General features: G+C 71.9%; 8 protein-coding genes. 2 read left to right on the top strand and 6 right to left on the bottom strand.

Going from position 1 to position 11,549, the window contains the following annotated elements:
* Positions 1 to 145 precede the first annotated feature (145 nt).
* Positions 146 to 1,000, bottom strand: coding sequence for a Crp/Fnr family transcriptional regulator (locus FJ251_09200; protein ID MBM4117906.1), 855 nt, complete (start codon positions 998 to 1,000; stop codon positions 146 to 148).
* On the opposite strand from FJ251_09200, the gene FJ251_09205 reads away from it, so the two are divergent.
* Both FJ251_09205 and FJ251_09210 read left to right on the top strand, forming a co-directional pair.
* Positions 984 to 1,706, top strand: coding sequence for a phenylalanine 4-monooxygenase (locus FJ251_09205; protein MBM4117907.1), 723 nt, complete (start codon positions 984 to 986; stop codon positions 1,704 to 1,706). The two genes, FJ251_09200 and FJ251_09205, sit on opposite strands and share 17 nt — an antisense overlap.
* Before the next feature lie 155 nt (positions 1,707 to 1,861).
* Positions 1,862 to 3,649, top strand: coding sequence for a response regulator (locus FJ251_09210; GenBank protein MBM4117908.1), 1,788 nt, complete (start codon positions 1,862 to 1,864; stop codon positions 3,647 to 3,649).
* A gap of 12 nt (positions 3,650 to 3,661) precedes the next feature.
* On the opposite strand, the gene FJ251_09215 is transcribed toward FJ251_09210, so the two are convergent.
* The 5 genes from FJ251_09215 to FJ251_09235 form a co-directional block, all read right to left on the bottom strand.
* A complete protein-coding gene (locus FJ251_09215; protein MBM4117909.1) occupies positions 3,662 to 4,012 on the bottom strand; it encodes a 4a-hydroxytetrahydrobiopterin dehydratase in 351 nt (116 codons plus the stop codon).
* Positions 4,009 to 4,425 (bottom strand): BrxA/BrxB family bacilliredoxin, encoded by a 417-nt coding sequence (locus tag FJ251_09220; GenBank protein MBM4117910.1) that lies wholly within the window; start codon positions 4,423 to 4,425, stop codon positions 4,009 to 4,011. Before FJ251_09220 ends, FJ251_09215 begins: the two co-directional genes overlap by 4 nt.
* Positions 4,426 to 4,564: 139 nt before the next feature.
* The gene (gene clpB, locus FJ251_09225) at positions 4,565 to 7,195 is read right to left on the bottom strand and encodes an ATP-dependent chaperone ClpB (GenBank protein ID MBM4117911.1); all 2,631 of its coding nucleotides are present in this window, start codon (positions 7,193 to 7,195) and stop codon (positions 4,565 to 4,567) included.
* Between the two features lie 228 nt (positions 7,196 to 7,423).
* On the bottom strand, positions 7,424 to 8,467 hold the full coding sequence (locus FJ251_09230) for a hypothetical protein (protein MBM4117912.1): 1,044 nt from the start codon (positions 8,465 to 8,467) through the stop codon (positions 7,424 to 7,426).
* A gap of 5 nt (positions 8,468 to 8,472) precedes the next feature.
* Positions 8,473 to 11,549: oxidoreductase (locus FJ251_09235; protein MBM4117913.1), on the bottom strand; the 3,077-nt coding region annotated here is incomplete at its 5' end.

The following is an 11,549-nucleotide window of genomic DNA, read 5'->3' on the forward strand; positions in this document are numbered from 1 at the left end:
AAAAGGCGCACCTGACCGAAGAGCCAGTAGTGGATGGGGCCCAGCGCACAGGCCATGGCGAGTCCTCCCGGGCAAGCGTTCGCGGGTCAGCGTAAGCACGGGGCGCTCGGCCCGCATTGACGCGGGTCAAGGGCAACCGCCGTCCCTACTCGCCGGCGAGCTCGAGCAGTGCGTCCGGGTCGAGGAGGGTGATCCGCTTGCCCTCGACGGCGATCGCGCCGCGCTCGCTGAGGGTACGCAGGGCCCGCGAGAGGCTCTCGGCCGTCGTGCCCAGCAGGAGCGCCAGTTCGCCCTTGCCCACCGGCAGGGTGAGGCCGCGCTGGGCGCCGCCCTCGCGCAGCAGGTAGCAGGCCAGGCGGGCCTTCACCTCGCGGGTCGAGAGATCCTCGATGAGATGGGAGAACTCGAGCAGGCGGCGCGCCATCGACGCCATCACCTGGCGCACGAATTCCGACCGCTCGCGCAGCTCGCGCTCGAAGACCTCCGCCGGCACGAAGGCCACCCGCGTGCGCTCCATCGCCACGGCCTCCGCGTGGAAGCTGCCGCCGGCGAGCATCGCCGCCTCGCCGAAGCTGTCGCCGGCGCAGAAGAAGTGCAGCACCTGCTCCTTGCCCGAGCCCGCGCTGAGCTGGATCTTCACCCGCCCGAAGATGATCACGAAGAAGCCCGCCGCCGGCTCCCCCTGCTGGAAGATGCGCTGCCCGCGCAGGTAGACGCGCCGGCTGACGGCAGGCAGGATGCCCGCCAGCACCGGCTCCGGCAGGTGGCGAAACAGCGGCGAGGCGCGCAGCTCGATGAGACCGGGCTCGGGCTGGGTCATCGCAGGGGTCCTTTCGGCTTCGGCGCGGGAGGACGCGCCAAAGCTAGCCCAGACGCGGGACGACGGCAAGGCGCGGCTACGACGCGAATCGCCTTGACTGAGGAGCCTCGATTCCGGAATTATTGTGCCAAAGTCGAACGCGGCAGTGCCCCAGGAGCGCAGCATGGCCATCGAGTTCATCGATCAGGACTACTCCCGCTACAGTGCCGAGAACCATGCCGTTTGGAAGTTGCTCTACGAGCGGCGCATCGCCGAGCTCGAGGCCCAGGCCAGCCGCGCCTACCTGGATGGCCTGCGCACCCTGGAGATCTACGCCGACCGCGTGCCCCAGCTCAGCGACATCAACGCCCGCCTGGGTCCGGTGACGGGCTGGACCTCCCGCGCCGTGCCTGGCTACATCCCCGCCGACGACTTCTTCGCCTGCCTCGCGCGGCGCGAATTCCCGACGACGATCGGCGTACGCCCCCGCGAGCAGCTCGACTACCTGCCCGAGCCGGACATCTTCCACGACGTCTTCGGGCACATCCCGATGCACGCCAATCGCGAGTTCGGGGACTTCCTGCAGGCCTACGGCGAGGCGGCCCTGCACTGCGGCGGCGAGCCGCGACTCACCGAGCTGCAGCGGCTCTTCTGGTTCACCGTGGAGTTTGGGCTGATCCGCGAGGAGGGGCGGTTGAGGCTCTACGGCAGCGGCCTGATCTCCTCGCCCGGCGAGGGCAAGCACTGCCTGGAGAGCCCCGCGGTGGAGCGCGTGGACTTCGACCTCGAGCGGGTGATCGCGCAGGATTTCGAGATCGACCACTACCAGCCGCTCCTCTTCGTGATCGACTCCTACGAGCAACTCTTCGCGGCCCTCGGCGAGTACCGTCGCCGTCTCTTGCACTGAACGCTGTGCGCGCCGGCGCCCGCGGCCGGCTCGCCGCCACAGCGCACTGTGCGCCGCCATCGGAAACCCTGCGCCGGGCGCCACCGACTCCCCCGCGACGATTTCCCCCGACGAGATGACTAAAGCCCCGACCGGGGCGTCCGATAACACACCGGATGGATCTTCATCTCGAAGGACACGGAATGGTCGCACTTCCCATCTGGGCGCTAGTTGGCGGCGCGGTCCTCGCTCCCCTGCTCGCCCTGGCCCTGGCGCGCCTCTTCCAGCGCGGCGACGCGGCGCTCCTGCGCGGCACGCTGCGCAAGAAGGGCCTGCAGCTCGACGAAACCCTCACCAAATTGAGCGAGGCCAATCAGCGGATCGCCGCGACTCTCCGCGAGGCGGAGCAGGCGCGCAGCGAGGCGGAGACCGCCTCGCGCGCGAAGAACGAGTTCCTCGCCACGATGAGCCACGAGATCCGCACGCCGATGAACGGCGTCATCGGCATGACGAGCCTGCTCATGGACACGCCGCTGACGGCCGAGCAGCGCGAGTACGCCGAGGTGATCCGCAGCTCGGGCGACTCGCTGCTGACAATCCTCAACGACATCCTCGACTTCTCGAAGATCGAGGTCGGCCAGCTGGAGCTCGAGGAGCACAGCTTCCAGCTCCGCGAGGTCTTCGAGGACGCGCTGGACCTGATGGCCGTGCGCGTCGGCGAGAAGGGGCTCGAGCTGTCCTGCCTCGTCGAGCCCAACGTGCCGCACACGTTGATCGGCGACCCGACGCGTCTGCGGCAGATCGTCGTCAACCTCATCGGCAACGCGATCAAGTTCACGCAGATGGGCGAGATCGCCCTCACCGTGAAGTCGCAGCTCCTGCGCGAGGGGCTCTACGAGATCCACACCGCCGTGCGCGACACGGGGATCGGCATCGATCCCGCCGGGCGCTCGCGCCTCTTCAAGGCCTTCAGCCAGGTGGACAGCTCGACGACCCGCAAGTACGGCGGCACCGGCCTGGGCCTGGCAATCAGCAAGCAGCTCTCGGAGCTGATGGGCGGCCGCATCTGGGTCGAGAGCGTGCCCGGGCGCGGCAGCACCTTCCACTTCACGGTGCGCGTGCGCCGCAGCAGCCTGCCCGAGCCGGCGCTCGACCTGCACTCGCTCAAGGGTCTGCGCGCGTTGATCATCGACGATAACGCGACGAACCGCCGCTTGCTTGAGGTACAGTCGATCGCCTGGAGCATGACGCCGGTGCTCGCCGAATCACCGAGCGTGGCCCTCGCGCTGGTCGAGAAGGAGAAGCCCTTCGACCTCATCCTGCTCGACATGCAGATGCCGGAGATGGATGGCCTCGAACTAGCGCAGGTCCTCGCCCACAACCCGAAGAGCGCGCGCGTGCCGAAGATCATGCTCAGCTCGATCGGGCGTCGCATCGAGGTGGAAGGCACGCCGTTGCATTCGGCCATCAGCAAGCTGATCCGCCAGGATCGGCTGCTCGGTGTGCTCCTGGACGCGATCGGTGAGCGCGAGGGCGGCCACGCGACGGCGCCGCCGCCGGCGCTCGAGCGGCTCGCGGAGCGCCTGCCGCTGCACATCCTGCTCGTCGAGGACAACCGCGTGAACCAGAGGGTCGCCCTGCGCCTGCTCGAGCGCCTCGGCTACAGCGCGGACGTGGCGGCCAACGGCCTGGAGGCCCTCGACGCCCTGCGCCGCCAGCCCTACGACCTGGTGCTGATGGACATGCAGATGCCCGAAATGGACGGCCTCGAGGCGACGCGCCGCATCCGCGCGGACTTCCCGGCCAAGCGCCAGCCGCGCATCGTCGCGATGACCGCCAACGCGATGAAGGGCGACCGCGAGCGCTGCATCGAGGCCGGCATGGACGACTACATCAGCAAGCCGGTGAAGTGGGAGTCCCTCGTCGAGGCGATCGGCCGCTGCGAGATGGTGCCCAGTCGCTAGGCGCTGCCGCCACTAGCGCGGCAGCGCCTCGATCTTGGCCGCGAGGATGAAGTCGTTCTCGCTCAGCCCGCCAACGCTGTGCGTCCAGAGCGACACGCCGACCCTCCCCCAGCTCAGCGCGATGTCCGGATGGTGGTCCTCCGCCTCGGCGAGGACCCCGATCGCGTTCACGAGCGCGAGGGCGCGCGCGAAGTCGGGCAGGCGAATCTCGCGCGTGAGACGTTCGCCGTCGATCGCCCAGCCGGGCAACGCGGCGAGATGGGCCACGCACTCCGCGGCCGTGAGCGCCGGCGTGCCGGCGGGCAGGGGCCGGCAGTTGCGATCGGCGAGGGCCGGCCGCGCGGCGCGCTCCTCGCCGCTCATGCGCAGAAGCGCGCGAAGGCGGCGCTGAGATCGGCGGCGACGACGGCGGCCTCGCGGCCCTCGATCGCGTGCCGGGGCAGGAAGAAGACCAGCTTGCCGTCCTTGAAGAGCGCGGCCGAGGGGCTGCTCGGCGGCAGGTCGCCGAAGTGGGTGCGCGCCGCCGTCGTGGCCTCGCGGTCCTGCCCGGCGAAGACGCTGGCCACCCGATCGGGCCGCGTCTCGCCCTGGAGGGCCATCGCCAGGCCGGGCCGCGCCATCCCGGCCGCGCAGCCGCAGACCGAGTTCACGAAGAGCAGGGCGCTGCCCGTGGACTGGCCCATCCAACGCTCGACCGCGGCGCCGTCGCGCAGTTCCTCGACGCCGATCCGCGTCAGCTCCGCCCGCATCGGGGCCACCAGCAACTCGTCGTACATGCTCGCCTCCGCGTGTCTGGGGAGTTCTGGAGTTCCGGGTCCACGGATTTCTCCAAAGCTCAATTCGCTCGGGATGGAAAATAGACAAGCCGCGCCCGCCCGCAAGGCCTGCCCCGCCGCGGGCCAGCGGCGGGCGAGGCTAGCCCGCCGTCGCCTCCGCCCGCGGCTCGACGCGAATCGCCAGGCCCTCGCCGCCCGCGCCCTCGCCCAGCCCCACGCGCAGGCGCCGCGCGCCGCCCGCGCCCTGGGCGACCAGCAGGCGCGCGATCGGGGTCTCCAGTTCGCGCTTGATGACGCGGGCCAGGGGCCGCGCGCCGTAGTGCGGGTCGTAGCCCTCGCGGGCCAGCCAGCGCCGCGCGGCCGGCTCGAGCTCGAGCGTCAGTTCGCGCTCGGCAAGACGCGCGGCGAGACGCGCGGTCATCAGGTCCACGATGGCCCCGATCTGCGCCTCGGTGAGCGGCCGGAAGAGCACCTGCTCGTCGAGGCGGTTGAGGAACTCGGGCCGGAAGTGGCGGCGCAGCTCGGCGAAGACGGCCTCGCGCAGGGCGGAGGGGATCTCGCCCATCTCCGCGGCCGCGCTCTCCAGCAGCAGGGGCGAGCCGATGTTCGAGGTCAGGATGATCACCGTGTTGCGGAAGTCCACCACGCGGCCCTGGCCGTCGGTGGCGCGGCCGTCGTCGAGGATCTGGAGCAAGGCGCTCCAGACCTCCGGGTGGGCCTTTTCGATCTCGTCGAAGAGGAGCACGGCGTAGGGCTTGCGGCGCACGGCCTCGGTGAGCTGGCCGCCCTCCTCGTAGCCGACGTAGCCGGGCGGTGCGCCGAAGAGCCGCGCCACCGAGTGCTTCTCCATGTACTCGCTCATGTCCAGGCGCACGAGGCTGTCCTCGCGGTCGAAGAGCGCTTCCGCGAGCGCTTTGGCCAGCTCGGTCTTGCCCACGCCCGTCGGCCCGAGGAAGAGAAAGGAGCCGAGCGGCCGCGCGGGATCCTGGATGCCGGCCCGCGCGCGCAGCACGGCGTCGGCCACGGCGCGCACGGCCTCGTCCTGGCCGATCACGCGCCGGTGCAGGATGCTCTCCAGACGCATCAGCTTCTCGCGCTCGCCCTCGACGAGGCGCTCCACCGGCACGCCCGTCCAGCGCGAGACGACGGCGGCGATCTCGCCCTCGCCGACGACCTCGCTGAGCAGGCGCGGGGCGTCGCTCGCTAGCGCGGCGGCCTCGGCCTCGGCGATGCGCGCCGCGAGCCCGGGGATCAGGCCATGGCGCAGCTCGGCCGCGCGCTCGAGCTTGTAGGCGCGCTCGGCAGCCTCGGCCTCGCGCGACAGGCGCTCCAGTTGAGCGCGCAGTTCGCGCAGGGCGGCCTGGCCCTCCCGCTCCTGCTCCCACTGCGCGCGCAGGGCCTGCGCCTCCTCGCGCAGCTCGGCCAGTTCGCGGCGCAGCGCGGCGAGGCGCTCGGCGCTCGCGCGGTCGGTCTCGCGCCTCAGCGCCGCCTCCTCGATCTCGAGGCGCACGAGGCGGCGGCTGAGGTCGTCCAGGCGCGCGGGCTGGGAGTCCAGCTCGGTGCGCACGGAGGCGCAGGCCTCGTCGACGAGGTCGATCGCCTTGTCGGGCAGGAAGCGGTCGCTGATGTAGCGGTTCGCGAGCGCAGCCGCCGCCACGAGCGCGGCGTCCTGGATGCGCACGCCGTGGAAGGTCTCGAAGCGCTCCCTGAGTCCGCGCAGTATCGAGATCGAGTCGGCGACGTCGGGCGCCTCGATCAGCACCGGCTGGAAACGGCGCTCGAGGGCGGCGTCCTTCTCGACGTGCTTGCGGTACTCGGCGAGCGTCGTGGCGCCGATGCAGTGCAGCTCCCCGCGCGCGAGCATCGGCTTGAGCAGGTTGCCGGCGTCGGGCGAGCCTTCGCTGCGGCCGGCGCCGACGATGTTGTGGATCTCGTCGATGAAAAGGAGGACCCTGCCCTCGCTGCGCTTGATCTCGGCGAGCACGGCCTTGAGGCGCTCTTCGAATTCGCCCCGGTACTTCGCGCCTGCCAGCAGGGCGCCCAGGTCCAGGGCCCAGACGCGGCGGTCCTTCAGCCAGGCCGGCACGTCGCCGGCGAGGATGCGCTGCGCGAGGCCCTCGACGACGGCCGTCTTGCCCACGCCCGGCTCGCCGATCAGCACCGGGTTGTTCTTTGTTTTGCGCGAGAGGATGCGGACCACGCGGCGGATCTCGGCGTCGCGCCCGATGACGGGGTCGAGCTTGCCCTCGCGCGCGAGGGCGACCAGGTCCGTGCCGTACTTCGCGAGCGCCTCCTGGCCGGCCTCGGGATCCTCGTTCTCGACCTTGCGGCCGCCGCGCAGCGCGTTCACCGCCGCGAGCAGGGCCTCGCGCGTGAGGCCGGCCTCGGCGAGCAGCCGCGCCGCCGCCCCCTCACGGCCCTTGCCGAGCATGGCGAGCAGGAGGTGCTCGACGGAGAGGAAGCTGTCGCCCAGCGCCTTGGCCTCGTCTTCGGCGGCGAGGAGGAGTTGCTGGAGGCGCCGGCTGGGCAGGAGCTGAGCGCCGCCGCTCACCTTGGTGCGGCGCGCGAGCTCGGCGCGGAGGCTGCCGGCCAGTGGCGCGGCCTCGATCTCCAAGCGCTCGAGCAGGCGCGGCAGCAGGCCGTCCTCCTGCTCGAGCAGGGCGAGCAGCAGGTGCTCGACATCGAGTTCGTGGTGGTTCTCCCGCAGCGCTGCGGCCTGGGCGGCCTGCAGGGCCTCCTGGGACTTGCGGGTCAGGCGATTGAGATCCATGGCTCCGCTCCTTCTCACTGGGATCCGCGGCGCCCGGCCTGTCCGGGCAGAGGCCGCCGGCCTCTCGCTCGAGCGCAAGGCCGAGGCCAGTCCCGGCCGACACGACAAATCTATTCATATCAACGATATAGAGAGATCCCCGGAGCTGCCATTGAGCGTGGGCCCTGCCAGACCGGGCGGCAGCGCCTCAGGACTGGCCGAGCAGTCTGCCAGGACGGCAGCGCCGCGTCAGTTCGAGTCGGGCCCGAGGCGCGGGGGCCGGAGCGCCAGCGGGCGGCCGTCCTCCAGGCGCAGCCCCTCGCAGGCCGCGCCCGTGCGCAGGTAGCCCAGGGCGAGGAAGCCGGGCTCATTCCCGGGCGGCGGCGCGGGCGCGGACGCCGTGGAGCTGACCCAGCCCTCAGATTCGCCCGCCGGGCTCTGCAGCGCCGTGCCCGGCGCGGGCGCGGCACCGGGCCCGGCGAGGATCAGCGGCCGCCAGCGCGGACGGCCGCGGCTGGCCTGGCGCATCACAACTTCCTGGCCGGGATAGCAGCCCTTGCCGAGGCTGACGGCCTCGGGGACGAGGCCCGCCTCCTGGGGCAATACGCGGAGCAGGTCGGGATCGCGCCGCGCGCGGCCGGCGGCGACGCGCAGGTGCTCGGCCGCCGCGGGCGAGAGGCGCAGGCCCCCGGCATCCGCGAGGGCACGAAAGAGCCCGCGCAGCGCCGCCGCGGGACCTTCGCCGGTCGTGGGGGTCTCCGGACCCTGCGGCCCGCAGGCCCCGTCCATGACCAGCTCGAAGCCGGGCGCGCCCAGGCGCGGCGAGGCGAGCAGCGTGAGCGGCCAGCCGGCCAGGGCGCTTCGCCGATGCGCGAGCGGCGCGGCGGGCAGCTCGCCCGGCGCGAGCTGCGCGGCGAGAAGGGCCGGCGCGGCCGGCCCGCCCAGCCAGAGCACGTCGCTATTCGCCTCCAGCGACGCCAGCTCGACTTGCTCGCGGAAGAGGCGCCGCGCGAGCTCCTCGGCCAGGGGCCGGGCGGGATCGGCGTCGGCGAGCAGGAGGAAGCCCTCCGCCTCGCGCAGGACGGCGAGGTCCGCGAGCACGGCGCCTCGCGCATCGAGCAGCAGGCTGCGCGCGCCGCTGCCGGCGGCGAGCGGGGCGAGGTCCTGGCTGAGCGTCGCCTGCAGCCAGGCGGGCGCGTCCGCGCCCCGCACGCGGAGCACTTCGCCCGTGAGCTGGGGCCGGTAGACCAGACCCGCCTCGGCGGCGGCCAGTTCGCGGGCGAGGTTCTCCATGCCCGCTAGCGCGCCTCGAGGCCGGCGATGGCCTCGGCGAGCAGCGCCTCGCCGCGGGTGTCGAGCTCTGCCAGCGTGAGTTCGCCCGCGTCGAGCTTCGCGAGCAAGGCCTTCTGCGCGCGGTACTCGCGGTTGACGATGCCCGCCTTGCTCTGAAGCATCCGCCAGGCCTTCCGCCGTTCGACGCAGAAGAGCACCATCTGCCGCGAGAGCGCCAGCTCCTGCCAGGCGCCGCTCTCGTCCTCGGCGCGGATGAAGACGCCGAAGTCGGGCACGAAGCTGCGGTGCTGCCGGTCGCGGTAGCGCCGCGCCACCACGTCCTGCTGGCTGATGCGCAGGAGCATCGACTCGAGCGGCACGAGCCCCGCCGCCTCGCCGGGCTTCAGGCGCTTGAAGTGACGGCGGAAGCGGGCCTCGCTGGCGGCCCAGTGCGCCACCGTGTAGCGGTACCTCGTCTGCTTGTCCTTGCTGCGCGCCTCCCACCAGTCGGCCTCGGGCGCGGGATTGCCCTTGAGGTCCAGCGCCTCGGCGTAGCTCTCGCCCCCGCGCGGGTCGAAGACGAACTCCGGCATGCCGCGGCTGTCGCGGATGCGCTGGGCCTGCTGCGTGGCCATGTCGTCGGCGACGCCGTGCTCGGGCTGGCAGGTGGTGAAGCACTGCAGGAAGGCCGTGCCGCGGTAGGCGAGCGCGTCGAGGATCGCCTGGTAGAGGCGCGGCGCGTTCGCCAGCGAGACCTGCGCGACGTAGGGCGAGCCGTGGCCGGCCGTGAAGATCTCGGCCAGGCTCTTCTTCTCGACGGCCTTACCCTGCGTGGCCTCGCCGAACTGGTTCATGTCGAAGCCGCCGGGCGAGGGCGAGGAGTCCGAGTTCTGGCCGCCCGTGTTCGAGTAGACCTGCGTGTCGAGCATCAGCAGCTTCACGTTCGGCCGGTTCTGGAGCAGCACCTTCGAGACGTTCTGGAAGCCGATGTCCCCCATGCCGCCGTCGCCGCCGATCGCCCAGGCCTTGGGCAGCTCGCTCACCTCGCGCTCGCTCATGTCGGCGTCCGTCAGGTGCGCGAGCGCGAAGCGCTCGGCCGCGCTGGGCAGGCGGCCCGCGCCCGATTCGCCGCGCCCGTCGCCGAGCAGCATGTCCGCCAGGCGCTCTGGAATCACCGAGCGCCGCGCGTGGTCCATGATGAAGCTCTCGCCGAAGAGCCAGGCCACGGTGGCGCCGTCCTGGAAGAGCGAGTTCATCCACGGATAGGGATGCGGGTTGTTCGGCGGCGTGGAGCCGTAGACCGTGTTGCAGCCGGTGTGGGCGCCCATCGCCATCACGGACATGCCGCTGGCGAGCCGGCCGTCGAGAGCCTGCAGGTCCTTGTGGTTGAAGGCGTCCTGCTCGAGGACGCGGGCGACGGCGTCGACCAGCACGGCGTCCGGGAAGTCCGGCAGTCCGGCGAGGCGCGCGAGCGAGTCCTCCTCGCTCTCGCCGCCGAGGCCCATCAGCAGCTCGGCGACGGCCTGCCGCCAGCGGCGGCCGCCCTCGGGGTCGCCCGCGGCCAGCGCGGCGAGGCGCTCCTCGCCGTGCGCGCGCAAGCGCGCCGCCTTTGCGGCCAGGCGCTCGGCCTTGGCGTGATAGACGGGCCGCATCAGCGCCTCGGTCAGCGAGGCCACCGCGTGCAGCACGCTCTTCTCGCCGCAGCCCGCGCAGGCGCCGTCGCCCGAGACGAGGGCCTGGTAGTTGCGCCGCTGCATGAGGTGGTTGCGCAGCGCGGCCGTCTTGGAGCCCTGCGGGTGCTCGTCGTCGTAGAGACCGAGGTACTTGCGCGGCGTGTCGGGCAGCAGGTTCATGAAGGCCGTGCCCGTCAGGTGGTGGCTGTTGAGTTCCTCCGTCTCGGGCGCCATCACGAGCGCCTCGTGGTCGCCGCACTCCGTGACGCACTCCGCGCAGCCCTTGCAGAGGTCCGAGACGAAGATCGAGAAGACGCCGCCCGAGCCGGCCTCCTTCTTCTCCTTCGTCAGGAAGATGGCGTTGACCTTGCCATAGGCCAGCGGCACCTGCTCCATCACGGCGAGCAGTTGCGCCTTGGCCGCCGCGCTCAAGTCGGCGAGGCCGGCCAGCTCCTCGGCGAGCAGCGCGGGCACGGGCCGCTTCTCCTTGGCCTGCGCGGCGGCGAGCATGCGGGCGTGCAGCGCGGCGTCGAGGGCCGGCACGGCCTTGAGCAGCGCCGCCCGCGCCACCGGATCGCTCACGTAGTTGACGATCGCCGTGCGCAGCACCGTCGCCAGGTCCTGCGCCGTGTTGGGCAGCGCGGTGTCGGGGCAAGCGGCGATGCACTCCATGCACTGCGTGCAGTTCTCGGGGATCCAGATCGGCGTCTCGCGGCGGGCCACGGTCTTGCTCGCCGTGGCGCCGGTCGCGGCGGCCATGATGCCGACAGCCGCGAAGGGCGAGGCCGGCTGGTCGTAGCCCAGGCCCGCGCGGAACTCGCGGTCGAAGGCGCCGAGCGTGAAGAGCGGCGCGCGCTCGCCCTGGCCGGGCGCCGGCGGCGTCAGACCGCCGCGGCTGTCCGCGGCGCAGCTCACGAGCAGCTGACCGCGCATGTTGGAGCGGTCCGGCGCATCGGCTGCACCGTAGGCGATCTCGGCGACGCGCGTGAAGCCCTCCTCCATCACCTCCATGTTCGACTCGACGACGGCCTCGCCGAAGCGGCCGAACTTCTTGACGTACTGCGCGCGCACGACCTCAGCGTAGTGCTCGCGATCGATGCCGTTGTCGGCAAGGAAGCTCGACACGCCGAAGAAGGCGCCGAGGAAGGCGTTGCCCTGCATGCGCAGCTGCAGGTCGCCGCGGTCGGTGGCCGCGCGAGCGATGGCGAAGCCGGGCAGGATGTAGACGCGGATCTTCTCGTCGAGGATTCTCTGCCGGTAGCGGGGCGGGATGCGCTCCCAGGCGGTGGCCGGCGACTCGTCGCTCTCCCAGACGAAGGCGCCGCCGGGGTTCAGCCCCTCCAGCGGGTTCGTGTGCAGGAAAGCCTTGGGGTCGCAGCAAAGGACGACATCCACGTGGTGCAGGTCGCAATTGACGCGGATCCGCTTTT

The organism is bacterium (genome assembly GCA_016873475.1).
GTDB lineage: Bacteria > Krumholzibacteriota > Krumholzibacteriia > JACNKJ01 > JACNKJ01 > VGXI01.